This window comes from Propioniciclava soli (assembly GCF_014858005.1).
Classification (GTDB): domain Bacteria; phylum Actinomycetota; class Actinomycetes; order Propionibacteriales; family Propionibacteriaceae; genus Propioniciclava; species Propioniciclava soli.
The window spans coordinates 183,485-199,439 of sequence record NZ_JACYOT010000006.1; the positions used below are offsets into that span (position 1 = coordinate 183,485).

11 protein-coding genes are annotated in these 15,955 nt (G+C 71.9%); 4 read left to right on the forward strand and 7 right to left on the reverse strand.

What is annotated here, in order from left to right:
• Positions 1-425 precede the first annotated feature (425 nt).
• The 7 genes from IFY26_RS07905 to IFY26_RS07935 form a co-directional block, all read right to left on the reverse strand.
• Positions 426-1,697, reverse strand: coding sequence for a citrate synthase (locus tag IFY26_RS07905; RefSeq protein ID WP_232548448.1), 1,272 nt, complete (start codon positions 1,695-1,697; stop codon positions 426-428).
• Between the two features lie 184 nt (positions 1,698-1,881).
• Positions 1,882-2,769 carry a ribonuclease HI family protein gene (locus IFY26_RS07910; RefSeq protein ID WP_232548449.1) on the reverse strand — a complete coding sequence of 296 codons (888 nt, stop codon included), beginning with the start codon at positions 2,767-2,769 and terminating at the stop codon, positions 1,882-1,884.
• A gap of 54 nt (positions 2,770-2,823) precedes the next feature.
• Positions 2,824-3,504 carry a response regulator gene (locus tag IFY26_RS07915; protein WP_232548450.1) on the reverse strand — a complete coding sequence of 227 codons (681 nt, stop codon included), beginning with the start codon at positions 3,502-3,504 and terminating at the stop codon, positions 2,824-2,826.
• Entirely contained in the window at positions 3,501-4,685 is a 1,185-nt protein-coding gene (locus IFY26_RS07920) for a sensor histidine kinase (protein ID WP_232548451.1), read from the reverse strand. The genes IFY26_RS07915 and IFY26_RS07920 overlap by 4 nt, the downstream gene beginning before the upstream one ends.
• 261 nt (positions 4,686-4,946) lie before the next feature.
• Positions 4,947-5,753: a metal ABC transporter ATP-binding protein gene (locus IFY26_RS07925; protein ID WP_232548452.1), complete on the reverse strand. Its 807-nt coding sequence runs from the start codon at positions 5,751-5,753 to the stop codon at positions 4,947-4,949.
• Complete coding sequence (locus tag IFY26_RS07930; RefSeq protein ID WP_232548453.1) at positions 5,750-6,610, reverse strand: metal ABC transporter permease; 861 nt, start codon at positions 6,608-6,610, stop codon at positions 5,750-5,752. Before IFY26_RS07930 ends, IFY26_RS07925 begins: the two co-directional genes overlap by 4 nt.
• An 11-nt stretch (positions 6,611-6,621) precedes the next feature.
• The gene (locus IFY26_RS07935; protein ID WP_232548454.1) at positions 6,622-7,644 is read right to left on the reverse strand and encodes a metal ABC transporter substrate-binding protein; all 1,023 of its coding nucleotides are present in this window, start codon (positions 7,642-7,644) and stop codon (positions 6,622-6,624) included.
• Between the two features lie 147 nt (positions 7,645-7,791).
• On the opposite strand from IFY26_RS07935, the gene IFY26_RS07940 reads away from it, so the two are divergent.
• From IFY26_RS07940 to tkt, 4 genes are all read left to right on the forward strand, one after another.
• Positions 7,792-9,579, forward strand: a complete 1,788-nt coding sequence (locus tag IFY26_RS07940; RefSeq protein WP_232548455.1) for an ABC transporter ATP-binding protein — start codon at positions 7,792-7,794, stop codon at positions 9,577-9,579.
• A gap of 74 nt (positions 9,580-9,653) precedes the next feature.
• Positions 9,654-12,302 carry a pullulanase-type alpha-1,6-glucosidase gene (pulA, locus tag IFY26_RS07945; protein WP_232548456.1) on the forward strand — a complete coding sequence of 883 codons (2,649 nt, stop codon included), beginning with the start codon at positions 9,654-9,656 and terminating at the stop codon, positions 12,300-12,302.
• A gap of 113 nt (positions 12,303-12,415) precedes the next feature.
• Complete coding sequence (locus IFY26_RS07950) at positions 12,416-13,744, forward strand: MFS transporter (RefSeq protein WP_232548457.1); 1,329 nt, start codon at positions 12,416-12,418, stop codon at positions 13,742-13,744.
• A 99-nt stretch (positions 13,745-13,843) separates the two neighbouring features.
• The gene (gene tkt, locus IFY26_RS07955; RefSeq protein ID WP_232548458.1) at positions 13,844-15,916 is read left to right on the forward strand and encodes a transketolase; all 2,073 of its coding nucleotides are present in this window, start codon (positions 13,844-13,846) and stop codon (positions 15,914-15,916) included.
• Positions 15,917-15,955: the final 39 nt, after the last annotated feature.

Sequence of the window (15,955 nt, forward strand, 5' to 3'; positions counted from 1 at the left end):
GACGCCGTGCTGGGCAATACCAGCACCGGCAACACCGAGAACGGTGCTGGGGCGACCGATCGAAACCGGACCAGGTTCCGGGCGCCACCCGCCCACCCCTACCAGAACGCAGCGGGGCCCCCGCCGACGCGGTCGTCGACGGAGGCCCATGGGCAGCGGCCGGAGAAGCGTGACGATTCCAGCCGGACAGGCGTCCAGGAAGTCCCCTCGCCCACGTCACCCAACGAGGTGGCCGTCTGCAGACCGCCGACGGACGACAGGAACACCCATCCTTGCTCTCCCGGAGGAGCGCGTGGATCCCTTTCTAGTCCTCCGGTCAAGCACGCGCAAGGTGTGGGCGTGTCGTCCACAGGGGAGTCGGTGAATTCCATAGGGGAGTTCCACGCTGTCCACACGTCCCCGCGGGGGCCTGTGGACAACCGCCCTCAGCGCTCGTCCATCGGAACGAACGACCGCTCGCGGTGCCCCGTGTAGATCTGCTTGGGCCGCATGATCTTCTGCTCCGGGTCGGTGACGCCCTCCAGCCACTGGGCGCACCAACCCGCCGTCCGCGGCACGGCGAAGAGCACCGTGAACATCTCGGGCGGGAAGCGCAGCGCCTCGTAGATCAGCCCCGAGTAGAAGTCGACGTTGGGGTAGAGGCGCCGCTTGACGAAGTACTCGTCCTCCAGCGCGATCTTCTCCAGTTCGAGCGCGATCTCCAGCAGCGGATTCACGCCGGTGACCTCGAACACCTCCTCGGTCGACTTCTTGATCACCTTGGCGCGCGGGTCGTAGTTCTTGTAGACGCGATGCCCGAATCCCATGAGCCGGGCGCGTCCGTTCTTCACGGCATCGATGAAATCGCCCACGTTGTCCTTCGAGCCGATCTCGCGCAGCATCTTCAACACCGCCTCGTTGGCCCCGCCGTGCAACGGGCCGAAGAGCGCCCCGATGCCGGCGCCCGATGAGGTGTAGACGTCGTTGCCCGCGGACGCCACCGAACGCACCGCGTTCGTCGAGCAGTTCTGTTCGTGGTCGGCGTGCAGAATGAACAGCGTTTCCATGGCCCGCGACACCCGCGGGTCGGGCCGATACACCCGCTGCTGGCTCTGGAACAGCATCGCCAGGAAGTTGTCGACATAGCCCAGCTCGTCGTTGGGGTAGACGAAGTGCCGTCCGATCGAATGGCGGTACGACCAGGCGGCCATCGTCGGGATCTTCGCGATCAGCCGCACGATGTTCATGTCGCGCGCCCCCGGGTCGTCGAGGCGTCGCGAGCTGGGGTAGAACGTCTGCATGGACGCCACCGCGGCCATCAGTTTGGCCATCGGGTGGGCGTCGTGGCGATAGGCGCGAATGAAGCTCGCGACGTTCTCGTGCACGAAGCGGTGGGTGTTGACCAGCTTGTCCCATTCCGCCAGTTGGTCGGCGGTGGGGAGTTCGCCCTTGAGCAGCAGGTATGCCACCTCGAGGTGGGTCGAGTGCTGCGCGAGCTGTTCGATCGGGTAGCCGCGGTATTCGAGAATGCCCGCGTCGCCGTCGATGTAGGTGATCGAGGAATGGCAGGCGGCCGTGTTCACGAATCCGGGGTCGAAGGAGGTGAGCGGTCCGTCGTGGGTGGGGATGGCGCGCAGGTCGGTGGCGCGAATGCTGCCTTCGGTGATCGGCAGCTCCGCGCTGTTCGAGCCGGCGGTGATGGTGAGGGAGTCCGACATGCCAGCACCCTAGGCGCCAATCGGACGCCGTGGGCGCCTGTCCACACCGCGTCGGGGTGGCCCGGGGCTGCGAATGCTGTGCCCCGAATCGGGGCCCTGTTCCGCGCCCTCACGCGGTGGGCGACCCTGTGACCGGAATCCGCGGGGGAAATCCACGCCAGCAGCCCGCGGCCGGGTGTCGCGCTCAGCGCACCGCCGGCGTCGCCTGTTCGAACCGCAGCCGCCAGGACCCGTCGTGCTTCACCCACAGCGAGCTGCGCAGGGTCACGGCGGACGCCGAGCGCGCCCGCCAGCGCACCTGGACGATCCACGGCGCCAGGACGTCGACGCCCTCCACCTCGACGCGCACGGGCTCGGGCAGCGGCCCCAGCGTGGCCAGCAGCCGGCCCTTGCCCGCAGCGCGTCCGCGCTCGTCGTGCAGCACGAAGTGGGGGTGCAGGTGGGACGCGAACCCGTCGCGGTCGGAGCGCAGGGCGTCCGACAGCAAAGCCCGGGTCACACCGACGACGGGATGCTCGTCGGCGTCGTCGCCACCCTCGGCGAGGGCGTCCAGCAGGTCGGGTTCGGCCCGGGCGCCCGGCGTCACGTCGAGGGAGCCGGAGGTGATGACGTCCGCCGCGAACCCCGGACCCTCGTCCACGGGGGCGCCCCGCTGATAGGCGGTCGCGGCGGCGCGGGCGCGGGCGTCCGCCGCTTCGTTGAGCTCATGACCGGCGTGACCTTTGACCCACTCGAACGTCACGCGGCGGCCGGCGATGGCCCGGTCGATGCCCTGCAGCAGCTCGACGTTCAACACCGGCTTGCCGTCGGCCTTCTTCCAGCCCTTGCGCTTCCAGCCCGGCATCCATTTCGTCACGGCGTTGATGACGTACTGGGAGTCGCAGTAGACGAGCAGGTCGTCGCCGGCACCGGCGGTCTGCTCGAGCAGGTCGAGGACGGCCATCAGCTCACCCATGTTGTTGGTGCCGTGCTTCCAGCCCCCGGCGCGCCACCGGTCACCGTCGACGAACCATGCCCACCCCGCGGGGCCTGGATTGGACAGCGACGAACCGTCGGCGGCAGCGATGATCACGGCGTCCATTCTGCCCGGCCTGCAAGCGTCCCCCACGCATCGGGACGCCTGACGTCACGGGTTCGGCCGGACCAGCCCCGCGTCGTAGGCGAGCACCACCAACTGGACGCGGTCGCGCGCGTTGAGCTTGGCGAGCAGGTGGCCGACGTGGGTCTTCACCGTCGCCTCCGCCAGCCAGAGCTGCTGCGCGATCTCGGTGTTGGTGTGGCCCTGGGCGATCGCGGTGAGCACCTCGAGCTCACGCTCGGTGAGCACGTCGAGTCGCTCCCGGGCCCGCGAGGCGGCCTCACCCGTGATCGGCAGCATCGGCACCAACCGCTCCAACAGGCGGCGCGTCGCCGTGGGCGCCACGACGGCCTCGCCGCCGTGCACGGCGCGGATGCCGGCGAGCAACTCGGCCGGGCCGGCGTCCTTCAGCAGGAACCCGGACGCCCCCGCGTGCAGCGCGGCGTACACGTACTCGTCGAGGTCGAAGGTGGTGAGCACCAGCACCTTCGCCGAGGAGCCCGAGTCGACGATGCGGCGCGTGGCCTCGACGCCGTCCATGACGGGCATGCGAATGTCCATGAGGACGACGTCGCAGCCGCCCCCGGTGGTGGCGCGGGCCACGGCGTCGCGGCCGTTGCCGACCTCGGCGACGACGGTCATGTCTTCTTGGGCGTCGAGAACCATGCGAAAGCCCAGCCGGACGAGTTCCTGGTCGTCGGCGAGCACGAGGCGCAGGGGAGCGGTCATGGTGTCCTTCCTGATGGGGTCGGGAATCGGGCGATCACGACGAAGCCGCCGTGCGGGTGGTTGCCGGCCTCGAGGGTGCCGCCGAACGCGGCGACGCGCTCGCGCATGCCGATGAGGCCGTGGCCGAGGCCGTCGTGGGTGGTGGAACCGTTGCCATCGTCGCGCACCTGCACGGTGAGCACGGCGGGCGCGTGGTCGATGCTCACCAGCACGCGGGCGTCCGGCCCGGCGTGCTTGACGGCGTTGGTGAGGGCCTCTTGGATGATGCGGTACGCCGCGAGCTCCAGCCCTGGGCCGAGGCGGGAGCGCAGCAGCGGGTCGCCGGTGACCTCCATGCGGACGCTGCGGCCGGCGTCCGCGAGGTGGGTCACAAGGTCGAACACCTCGCCGAGGCCGGCGGCCGGCTCGCGTTCGGTGCCGGAGTCGCTGCGCAGGACGCCCACCAGACGCCGCGTCTCCCCAAGCGCGTCGTGGGCCGTGGCGCGGATCGTCTGCAGGGCCTTCTCGGCGGTGGCCAACCGGACGGCGGGGTCGCCGTCCATGCCCGCGGCGTAGGCGCCGCCGTCGGCCTGCACGACGATGACGGCCAGGCTGTGCGCCACCACGTCGTGCATCTCGCGGGCGATGCGCTGGCGCTCCTCGGACGCGGTGAGCTGCACCTGCTGCACCTGCTGTTGCTCGACGGCCCGGGCCCGCTCGGCCGCCGACACCCGGGACTCACCGAGGCTGCGGGTCAGCGCCCCGAGGGCCCAGCAGGCGGCGACGAGGGACAGCAGCAACCCGGCGATCAGAATGGTCGTCTCGACTGAGCCGGCCGCCCAGTCCCCGGCCGCGGCCAGCGCGGCGAGGACGGACGTCGCCAACCACCAGGGCCGGGCGCGGGGCCTCCCGTGGGCGGCGACGGCGAAGATCATGAACGGGACGGCCACGTTGCCCGGCGCCGGCACCTGCACCAGCCAGAGCTGGAGGAGGTGGGGCACCGTCAGGGCGAGGGCGGCGAGGTCGGTGTGGGTGCGGCGCCACGCGAGCGGGCCGATGCACACGACGGTGTGCAGCAACCCCAGGAACGGGCCGTACATCGCGGTGCTGAAGCCCAGCACGGGCACGGCGAGGACGGCGGCGGCGATGAGGTCGGCGGTGAACGGGCGGCTGTTCCACCAGGACGTGGGCGCGGCGTTCATCACCCGGCCAGCCTACGGCGGCCCCCCGTCCGAGACGTCCACCCCCGGCCGGGAACCGTCTCCACCTCCGGGCCCCCGCCCGGCACCCCGCAGTGGCACCCGGCGGACGCACCGGGCAGAGGCACCCGGCGGGGCACCCGGCGGAGGCACCCCCACCGGCATTTGGACCCGAGGAAATGGCGCCATGGCGCCATTTCCTCGGGTCCAAATGCCAAGGAGGCAGCGCCGCCAGCAGCGCCAGCAGCGTCCAGCGCCGGCCGCTCAGTGGGGGTGTTGGTGGCGGGAGTGGTCGTGCCCGGGGACGCCTGGCTTGTGCGGGTCGTCCAGCACCTCGGGCTCAGCGGCGTGGGCGTGCAGGGAGCCGAGGCCGTAGGCGTCCGCCAAGTGTTCTCGTGTTAGCACCTCGGCCGGCGGCCCGGCGGCGACGCAGCGCCCCGCCATCAGCACCACCCAGTCGGCCGCGCGGGCCTCGTCCAGGTCGTGGGTGGTGAGGACGACGGCGTGGCCGCGCTCGCGCTCGGTGTGGATGATCTGGTCGATCACCCGGGCCGAGGTGATGTCGAGGCCGGTCAGCGGCTCGTCCAGCAGGAGGGCTTCATGGTCCTGCGTCATGCCCTGGGCGACGTAGACCCGCTGCCGCTGCCCGCCCGAGAGTTCGTCGAGGTGACGGTCGGCCAGATCGGTGACACCCAGGCGTTCCATCGCGCGCTCGACGCGGGCGCGGTCGTCGGCCGAGGGGCGTCCGAACCAGCCCAGCTTCGGGTACAGCCCCATGCCCACGGCCTCGCGCACCGTGATCGGCGTGCCGGCCGGGAACGCCAGCGACTGCATCACGTAGCTCACCTTCGGCGGTCGCACGCGCGGCGAGCCGCCCAGCACGGTCAGGCGCCCGGCCAGCGGCTCCAACACGCCGCCCACCGCATTCAGCACGGTCGACTTGCCCGAGCCGTTGGGCCCGATGATCGCGGTGACCGCCCGGTGCGGAATGGTGAAACGGGACGCCGCCACGGCCACCTGGTTGCCGTACCCCAGGCGGAGGTCGACGGCCTCGGCGAGCAGCTCGGTCATGCCGCCACCACCCGTCGGCGACGGACGGCGGAGACGCCCCGGGTGAGCGCCAACAACGCGAAGAACAACGCCACGGCGACCAGCGCGATGGTGGCGGCGCCGGCGGTTTGCAGGTGGTAGCTGAGCGTCAGCCCCAGCCACACCGACAGCGCACCCAGCGCCACCGACCACACGAACATGCGCGGCACGGTGCGGCTCAGCAGGGACGCCGCAGCCGGCGGCCCGACGAGCAGCCCGAACACCAACAGGGTGCCGACCGCCTGGAAGCTGGCGATCACGGCGGTGGCGATGAGGACGAGCAGCGCGGCGTGCGCGAACCGCGGGCGCATGCCCAGGCTCTGCGCCTTGGTCGCGGAGAAACTCAGCGCCAACAACGGGCGAAACAGCACCACGGCCGCGGCGATCACCACCGCCCCCATCACCACCATGGTGGTGATGAGTTCGTCGGTGACCCCGAAGATGTCCCCGAACAGGATCGACGTGAGGCTGCCGGTGTAGGCGTTCGAGCGGGAGATGATCGTCACGCCCAGCGCCATCATGCCGACGAACAGCAGGCCGATCGCCGTGTCCTCCTTCAGCGCTGTCTGACGGTGGATGAGCTCGATGCCCCCCACCATGAACAGCGCCGCCACCGCCGCGCCGAGATACGGGTTGAACCCGAAGATCACCGCCGCCGCGATGCCGGGCAGCACGCCGTGCACGAAGGCGTCGCCGAAGAAGCTCATGCCGCGCAGCACCAGCCACACTCCCACCACCGCGCACATCACGGCGGCCACGAGCCCCCCGATGAGCGCCCGCTGCTGGAACCCCAGCAGGAACGGCTCGATCCACCAGTCCACAGCGGTCCACCAGTCCACAGCGGTGCAGACTACGCGAGTGCGTCGGCGATGAGGTGGGCGTTTGCGAGCATCATGCCGGCGTAGGTCGCGGCGTCCGTGCCCGGTGCGCCGACCGAGCCCTCGTACAGCTGGACGACCTGCACCTGCGTCCCCGCCTCGCGGGCCAGCGCCTCGACGAGCGCCGGGTTGACGGTGTTGTTGGAGAAGATGGCCTGCACGTCGTCCTCCTCGATCACCGCGACAAGTTCGGCCAGATCCGCCGAGCTGGGCTCGGCGTCCGTGCTGCCGCCGGGAATCACGACGCCCGCGACGTCGAAGTCGTAGGCCGCGGCGAAGTAGTTGTACGCCTCGTGGTCGGTGATGAGGATGCGGTTCTCCTCCGGCACGGCGGCCAGGATCTCCCGGACCTCCGCGTCGGTCTCACGCAGGGACGCCGCCACCTCGGCCCCGCAGGAGGTGTACTGGTCGTCCCCGGTCGCGGACGCCAGCCGCTCGCCGATCTTCTCGGCCGCCAGCGCCATGCGGGCCACGTCCATGTGGACGTGCGGGTCCTCGGCGCCGTGGTCGTGACCGTCGTGATCCTCGGACGCCGCCTCCTCCGCGTGCGCGTGGCCGGCGTGGGCGTCGGCCTGGGACGCCTCGATCTCCTCATACGTCAGCGGGTCGAGGTCGGGGGCGACCTCGTAGACGGTGCCGCCGTCGGACGCCGCGTTCGCGAGTGCCGACTCCAGGCCCTGTTCCAGGCCGAGCCCATTGGCCACGACGAGCTGCGCGCGCACCATCTGCGCCACCTGCGCCGAGCTCACCGCGAACGCGTGCGGGTCGTCCCCGGGCCCCATGAGGGTGGCCGACGTCGTGCCGGCGCACTGCGTGATGTCGGACAGCACGGAGCCGAGCTGGGTCGTCGTCGCGATGGCCACGGGGTCGGACGCCGCGGCGGTCGCGTCGGACACCCCCGCTGCGCTGGTCGAGCCAGCGGGGGACGTGCAGCCCGCGAGGGCCAGGCCGAGCGCGCCGACGAGCGCAGCGGAGCGGAGAGCGGTGGCGGTCATGGCGTCCACTGTAGGAGTTACTGAGAATCGTTTTCAAACTGTGGGCACCGGTTGCCACCGGCTGCGCGCGGGCCCACGGCATCGGCCATGCGGCCCGGCAGAGTAGCCTCGCCACGGAATCGAGGGCAGTCGCGGGAAGGGGGGATCGTGTCCGAGGGCATGATGATGGGCCCGTCCCGCATCGACCCGCGCGATCGGGCGCAACTGGCCGAGTCGCCGGTGGAGATGCGCCGCGTCCGGGCGCTGTTCGCCCCGCACGCGGGCGCGTTGGGCGTGGTGGGCGTCGCGGTGGTCGCGTCCTCGCTGGTCGGTCTCGCCCAGCCGTTCCTGCTGCGCGCGATCATCGACGACGCCCTGCCCCACGCCAACCTCGAGCTGCTCGGGTGGGCGGTGGCGGGCATGGTGGCCGTGGCGGTGCTCACCGGGGTGCTCGGCGTCGTCCAGACGTGGCTCGCGACCACCATGGGGCAGCGCGTGATGAACGAGCTGCGGACGTCGGTGTTCGCCCACATCCAGCGCCAGTCAATGGCGTTCTTCAAGCGGACGCGCGGCGGCGACATCCAGTCCCGCCTCATCAACGATGTGGCCGGGCTGCAGTCCGTGGTGACGAACACCGCCACGTCGGTGGCGTCCAACGTCACCACCGCGATCGGCACCGCCGTGGCCATGGTGATCCTCGACTGGCGGCTCAGCCTGATCTCGCTCGTGGTCGTGCCGCCGGCGGTGTGGTTGACGCGCCGGGTGGCCCTGCTGCGCCGCGACATCACCGCCGAGCGGCAACGCGTCATGGCCGACCTGCACGGGCAGGTGGAGGAGGCGCTCAGCGTCAGCGGCGCCCTGCTCACCAAGACCCTCGGCGCCGAGCCGGCGCGGCAGGCGTCCTTCGAGGCCACCTCGACCAGCCTGGCCGATCTCGAGGTCCGCAGCCAGCTGGCCGGCAAGTGGCGGATGGCGACCATGCAGATCGTCTTCGCCGTCATCCCGGCGCTGATCTACCTCGCCGCCGGCTTCCCCGCCGTGATGGGCGAACTCACCATCGGCACCGTCGTGGCATTCGCCGCCCTGCAGTCGCAGATCTTCCGGCCGCTGCTGGGGCTGCTGAGCATGGGCGCCCAGTGGATCGCCTCCATGGCCCTGCTCTCCCGCATCTTCGGCTACCTCGACCTCACCGTCGACGTGCCGGCGCCCCTGCACCCGGTGCCCCTCCCGCCGGACGCCGCGGGTGCGGTCTCGTTCGAGGCCGTGTCCTACCGCTACCCGGACGCCGACGTCGACGCCCTCGTGGACGTCGACCTCGAGCTCACGCCCGGCACGTCGCTGGCCGTGGTGGGGGAGACCGGGTCGGGCAAGTCGACGCTGGCCTCCCTGCTGGTGCGGCTCGCGGACCCGACCGCGGGCACGATCCGCGTCGACGGCGTCGACCTGCGTGACCTCGCCCCGGCCGATCTCGCCCGGCACGTCGGCGTCGTCAGCCAGGAGACATACCTGGCGCACGCGTCCATCCGCGACAATCTCACCCAGGCCCGGCCCGACGCCACGGACGCCGACCTGTGGGATGCCCTCCGCGTGGCCCAGGTGGACGAGGTCGTCCGCCGCCTGCCGGACGGGTTGGACACCGTGGTCGGCGCCCGCGGGCACCGCTTCTCCGGGGGCGAGCGCCAGCGGCTGGCGGTGGCGCGGACGGTGCTCGTCGACCCGCGGGTTCTCGTGCTGGACGAGGCGACCAGCGCGCTCGACACCGAGACCGAGCGCGAGTTCCAGGCGGCGCTCGACCAGCTGGCCCGCGGGCGGACGACGGTGACCATCGCCCACCGGCTCAGCACGGTGCGCAGCGCCGACGCGATCATCGTCGTCGAGGCCGGCCGCATCGTGGAGCGGGGCACCCACGAGCAACTCCTCGCCGCCGGTGGTCGCTACGCCGCCTTGGCGTCCTGAGGAAGCGATCGGGTCACGCCGAGCCGCGGCGGTGCACCGACCCCGGCCGGGTCGGGCGTCGTACCATGCGGGCCATGCTCGAGTTGACCCTGGCGCGCGGCATCTGGCTCACCCCCGACCTGCTCGCCTGGCCACCCTGCGCGCTCGGCGAGCACGCGGCGTCCGCCCTTGACTGGGCGCTCCACGCCGCGCCCGAGGGCGGCATCGACCCGCGCGCGGCCGAGCCGGTCGCGTGGCAGACGTTTCCCCTCGCGGTGGAGCCGGCGTTGCCCGACGACATCGTCGCCCAGCACCCGCACCTGGCCCGGGCCGTCGCGTTGTGGCTGCCCCCGGGCGTGGACGCCGCCGAGACACTTCGCGGGCAGGTCGTGGTGGCCGCGCACGACGCGTCCGGGACGCTGGTCGAGGCGTCCGGCGTCCAGAACGGGCCGGTGCTCGACCGGCTGTACCCCGAGGCCGTCCACGCGCGCCTTGGCCTGCGCTGGGACGCCGGCGTCCCCTCCCTCCGCGTGTGGGCGCCGACGGCCCGGCAGGTCGACGTCCTGCTCTGGCCCTCCGGCGCGGCCTCGACCGACGCGCCCCGACGCCTGGCCATGGCGCCGGCGTCCGACGGCACGTGGAGCATCACGGGTGCACCCGACTGGGCGGAGGCCCGCTACCAGTACGCCGTCACCGTGTTCGCGCCCACGTTCGGCCGCGTCGTGGAGAACCGCGTGACCGACCCCTACTCGGTGGCGCTCACGGTGAACTCGACGCGCTCCGTGATCGCCGATCTGGACGACCCGGCCCTGCGCCCGCCCGTATGGGAGGACACGCCGTCGCCCCTGCTGGGCCACGCCGTCGACCAGGTGGCCTACGAGCTGCACGTGCGCGACTTCAGCCGCAGCGACGAACTCATCGCGCCGGAGCTGCGCGGCACCTACGCCGCGTTCACCGAAGACGGTCACGGCCGCCGCCATCTCGCGCGCCTCGCCGCGGCCGGGCTCAACACCGTGCAGCTCCTGCCGATCTTCGACTACGCCTCGGTGGAGGAGGACGCCGCCCGGCAGGTCCACCCCGACCCGTCCGCGCTTCGCAGCGCGGCCCCGGACTCCGAGGGACCCCAGGGCGTGGTGCGGACGCCGCGGCGCTCATTCAACTGGGGCTACGACCCGTGGCACTACCAGGTGCCGGAGGGCTCGCTGGCCACGGCGGGCGCCGTCGACGGGGCGGGGCGCACGCGGGAGGTGCGCGCCATGATCGGGGCCCTGCACGGCCTGGGGCTGCGCGTGGTGCTCGACCAGGTGTACAACCACACCGACGGGTCCGGGCAGGGCGCCACCTCGGTGCTCGGACGCCTCGTGCCCGGCTACTACCACCGCCACGATCGTGATGGCGAGGTGTCACACTCCACGTGCTGCCCCGGCGTCGCCACCGAGCACGCGATAGCGGAGAAGCTCATGGTGGAGTCGGTCGTGCACTGGGTGCGGGCGTACCGGGTCGACGGGTTTCGCTTCGACCTGATGGGCCACCACAGCCGAGCCACGATGGAGCGCGTCCGGGCTGCGTTGGACGCCCTCACCCCCGACGCCGACGGCGTGGACGGCCGCGCCGTCACCCTCTACGGCGAGGGCTGGAACTTCGGCGAGGTGGCCGACAACGCCCGGTTCGTCCAGGCCACCCAGGGCCAGCTCGGCGGCACCGGCATCGGCACGTTCTCCGACCGGCTGCGCGACGCGGTGCGGGGCGGCGCGCCCTTCGACGACGACCCCCGCGTGCAGGGCTTCGGCACCGGGCTGGTCACGGCACCCAACGGGGCGGCCGTCAACGGCGACGCCGGCGTCCGCGGGCAGCAACTGCTGCGCGACGCCGATCTCGTCCAGCTCGGGCTGGCGGGCACCCTGCGGGCGTTCCGGTTCCGTTCGCAGGAGACGGGGGAGGTCGTCCGCGGCGACCAGCTCGCCTATCGCGGCCAGCCCGCCGGCTACGCCGACGAGCCGGACGAGGTGATCAGCTACGTGGACGCCCATGACAACGAGACGCTGTTCGACGCGATCACCATGAAGCTGCCCCCCGACGTGCCGATGGCCCAGCGCGTCCGCGTCAACACGGTGTGCCTGGCGCTGGCCACGCTCGGGCAGAGCCCGGTGATGTGGCACGCGGGGTCGGACTTCCTGCGCAGCAAGTCGCTGGACCGCAACAGCTTCGACTCCGGCGACTGGTTCAACCACCTCGACTTCGCGCTGGCCAACAACGGCTTCGGCGCTGGGCTGCCGCCCGCGTCCGACAACGCCGCCCACTGGCGGTTCATGCGCCCGCTGCTGGCCGACCCCGCGCTCAAGCCGGACGCGGCCGCCATGCTCGCCGCCCACGAGGCGGCCTGCGACCTGCTGCGCATCCGCGCCTCCTCGTCGTTGTTCCGCTTGCGCACCGCCGCGCAGATCGACGCCAAGGTGTCCTTCCCGGTCTCGGGGACGTGGGCGCAGACCTCCGGGGTCGTCGTCATGCTGCTGGACGACCGCCGCGGCACCGGCGTCGACGCGCGGTGGGACGCGATCGCCGTCGCGGTGAACGCCAACGCCTGGCCCGTGCACCAGGAGGTGCCGGCGATGCGGGCCGGCGGCTGGGCCCTGCACCCGGCCCACGAGGCAGGGGCGGACGCCGTGGTGCGCCGGGCGCGCTGCGACGACGGCGTCCTGGCACTGCCGGCATGGACCTGCGCGGTGTTCGTGCACCCCCGGTGAGGGGCGGGTCAGGGTCACGCCCGGCGCGCGGGGTCTGGTTTTCTTGCCTGGGCGACCATTAATGTGGCGCCGACCGATCCCGATGGCGGGGTCCGCACACCAGGAGGCCCGACATGGCCGCTGAACCCACCACGACGTTGACGCGCTCCGAACGTCTCGACCGGCTGCCGTTCAGCCGCGCGCACGGCAAGCTGCTGTTCGGCTCGGGCATCGGCTGGGCTCTGGACGCCATGGACGTGGGCATGATCTCGTTCGTCATGGCCGCCCTGGCCGCGCACTGGCAGCTGAGCTCCACCACGCTCAGCTGGATTGGATCGATCGGCTTCGTCGGCATGGCGCTCGGCGCCTCACTCGGCGGCTTGCTCGCCGACCGCATCGGCCGGCGGCAGGTGTTCGCGCTGACGCTGCTGGTCTACGGCCTGGCCACGGGCGCGGCGGCGCTGTCCACCTCCGTGGCGATGCTGTTGGCGCTGCGGTTCCTCGTCGGGCTGGGGTTGGGCGGCGAACTGCCCGTGGCGTCCACTCTCGTCAGCGAGTACGCGCCCACGAGGATTCGCGGCCGTGTGGTTGTGGCGCTGGAGGCGTTCTGGGCGGTCGGTTGGATCCTCGCCGCGCTCATCGGCTACTTCCTCATCCCCACCAGCCCCGACGGATGGCGCTGGGCGCTGGCCATCGGCCTCGTCCCGGCCGCCTACGCCCTCGTGGTGCGCTGGGGCCTGCCCGAGTCGGTGCGGTTCCTCGAGAGCAAGGGGCGCTTCGCCGAGGCGGAGGCGTCCGTGCGCACCTTCGAGGAGTCCGCGGGCGTGAAGAGCATGCCGAGCCCCGACCTTGCCCCCGCCACGAAGGAGGGCACGGTCTCGATCTGGGCGCCCGGCCTGCGCCGCCGCACCCTGGCGCTGTGGACCGTGTGGTTCTGCATCAACCTGTCCTACTACGGCGCGTTCATCTGGATCCCGAGCCTGCTGCACGAGCAGGGCTTCACGCTGGTGCGCAGCTTCCAGTTCACCCTCATCATCACGCTCGCGCAGCTGCCCGGGTACGCGGCCGCCGCGTGGCTGATCGAGGTGTGGGGACGCCGCCTCACCCTCGCGGTGTTCCTCGCAGGATCCGCCATGGCCGCCGCGCTGTTCGGATTCGCCGCGACCGAGACCATGATCCTCGTCTCCGGCTGCCTGCTGTCGTTCTTCAACCTCGGTGCCTGGGGCGCGCTGTACGCCGTCGGGCCCGAGCTGTACCCGACGTCGATCCGTGGCGCCGGCACCGGCGCGGCGGCGGCGTTCGGGCGCATCGCGTCCATCCTCGCCCCGTTGATCGTGCCGCCCCTGATGGGGGCCGGGGGCATGGGGCTGCTCTTCGGGGTGTTCGGCGCGGCGTTCGCGCTGGGGGCGGTGGCCGCGCTGGGCCTGCCGGAGCAACGCGGCCGGACGTTGGCCGACGCCTGAGCGGGGGGCAGGGGGCAACAGCGCGACACTGCGGGCGGGCGGCAGGGTCGATGACCTAGCCTTGGGGGTGCAGAGCTCACTCTCCCAAGGAAGGGCACCATGGCTTCTCTCACCTGGACCGATTCGGACGCGACGGCCGTCGACACCGCGCGCGTGCTGGCGGCGGACGCCGTCGAGAACGTCGGGAACGGTCACCCGGGCACCGCGATCTCCCTCGCACCGATCGCGTACCTGCTCTACCAGAAGGTGATGGCGGGTGACCCGGCCGATCCACGTTGGCTGGGCCGCGACCGGTTCGTGCTCTCGGCGGGCCACGCCTCGATCCTGCAGTACACCCAGCTCTACCTCGCCGGCTACGGCCTCGAGCTCGACGACCTGAAGGGCCTGCGCCAGTGGGGCAGCAAGACCCCGGGCCACCCCGAGTTCGGCCACACCGACGGCGTCGAGTGCACCACCGGCCCGCTGGGCGCCGGCGTCGCGAACGCCGTCGGCTTCGCAATGAGCGCGCGGCGCAACCGCGAGCTGTTCGACGCCGACGCCGAGCCCGGCACCTCGGTGTTCGACCACTACGTGTACTGCATCGCCGGTGACGGCTGCATGCAGGAGGGCGTCAGCAGCGAGGCGTCCTCGCTGGCGGCCACGCAGAACCTGGGCAACCTGATCCTGTTCTACGACGACAACCGCATCTCCATCGAGGGCGACACCAAGATCGCGTTCTCCGAGGACGTGCAGGCCCGCTACGACGCCTACGGCTGGCACACCCAGCACGTGGACTTCACCAACGACTTCACCACGTACGAGGAGAAGGTCGAGGAGCTGTACGCCGCGATCGAGGCCGCGAAGCAGGTCACCGACCGGCCGTCGTTCATCAAGGTCACCACGATCATCGGCTGGCCGCTGCCCACCAAGGCCGGCGACCACAGCGTCCACGGCAGCAAGCTGGGTGCCGACGAGGTCGCCGGTTTGAAGGAGAAGCTGGGCTTCCAGCCCGAGCCGTTCGCGATCGACGCCGACCTCGTGGCCCGGACGCGCGAGAACGCGCGCCAGCGCGCCGCCGAGGCCAAGAAGGAGTGGGAGCCCCGCTACGAGGAGTGGCGCTCCGCGCACGCCGACAAGGCGGAGCTGCTCGACCGGCTGCTGCGCCACGAGGCGCCCGCCGGGCTCGACGAGGCGCTGCCCGTGTTCGAGCCGGGGAAGATGGCGACGCGGTCGGCGTCCGGCAAGACGCTGTCGGCGCTGGCCGAGGCCGTGCCCGAGCTGTGGGGCGGCTCCGCCGACCTCGCGGGCTCGAACAACACGACGATGTCGGGGGTGAAGTCGTTCCTGCCGCAGGAGCGCAGCAGCCACGACTTCCCCGGTGCCGTCGGGGGCCGGACGCTGCACTTCGGCATCCGCGAGCACGCCATGGGCAACATCATCAACGCGATCGCCATGGACGGCCTGACCCGGGCCTACGGCGGCACGTTCCTCGTGTTCTCCGACTACATGCGCACGACGCCGCGCCTCGCGGCCCTGTCGAACGCGCCCAGCATCTTCGTGTGGACGCACGACTCGGTCGGCGTCGGCGAGGACGGCCCGACCCACCAGCCGGTGGAGCAGATCATGAGCCTGCGGCTGATGCCGGGCCTCGACGTGGTGCGCCCCGGTGACGCCAACGAGACGGCCCAGGCGTGGGCGCAGATCCTGCGGATCACGGACCGCCCGGTCGCGCTGATCCTGTCGCGCCAGGACATGGCGACCCTCGATCGGAGTGAGGGCACCGGCTTCGCCGCCGCCAGCAACACCGCGAAGGGTGGCTACGTGCTCAAGGAGGCCTCGGCCGCGCCGAAGGTCGTGCTCGTCGGCACCGGTTCGGAGCTCGAGGTGGCCCTCGCCGCCGCCGAGAAGCTGGAGGCCGACGGCGTCCCGGCGCGCGTCGTGTCCCTGCCGTGCGTGGAGTGGTTCCACGACCAGGACGACGCCTACCAGGCCGAGGTGCTGCCCACCGACGTGCCGAAGGTCGTCGTCGAGGCCGGCGTCACGGTGGGGTGGAAGGACCTCCTCGGCGCGAACACGGAGGCCGTGGGCATCAACCAGTTCGGCGCGTCCGCCTCCGGCAAGGTCGTGTTCGAGAAGTACGGCGTGACGGCCGACGCCGTGGCCGCGAAGGCCAAGGAGTTGGTGACCGACTGAGAGCGATAGCTTGGTGACGGCCGCCGTGTGCGGTGGCCG

Excerpts from the sequence above, each read along its gene's own strand:
- IFY26_RS07905 (WP_232548448.1), bottom strand. The coding sequence starts at position 1,697 with ATGTCGGACTCCCTCACCATCACCGCCGGCTCGAACAGCGCGGAGCTG.
- IFY26_RS07915 (WP_232548450.1), bottom strand. The coding sequence starts at position 3,504 with ATGACCGCTCCCCTGCGCCTCGTGCTCGCCGACGACCAGGAACTCGTC.
- IFY26_RS07920 (WP_232548451.1), bottom strand. The coding sequence starts at position 4,685 with ATGAACGCCGCGCCCACGTCCTGGTGGAACAGCCGCCCGTTCACCGCC.
- IFY26_RS07925 (WP_232548452.1), bottom strand. The coding sequence starts at position 5,753 with ATGACCGAGCTGCTCGCCGAGGCCGTCGACCTCCGCCTGGGGTACGGC.
- IFY26_RS07935 (WP_232548454.1), bottom strand. The coding sequence starts at position 7,644 with ATGACCGCCACCGCTCTCCGCTCCGCTGCGCTCGTCGGCGCGCTCGGC.
- pulA (WP_232548456.1), top strand. The coding sequence starts at position 9,654 with ATGCTCGAGTTGACCCTGGCGCGCGGCATCTGGCTCACCCCCGACCTG.
- IFY26_RS07950 (WP_232548457.1), top strand. The coding sequence starts at position 12,416 with ATGGCCGCTGAACCCACCACGACGTTGACGCGCTCCGAACGTCTCGAC.
- tkt (WP_232548458.1), top strand. The coding sequence starts at position 13,844 with ATGGCTTCTCTCACCTGGACCGATTCGGACGCGACGGCCGTCGACACC.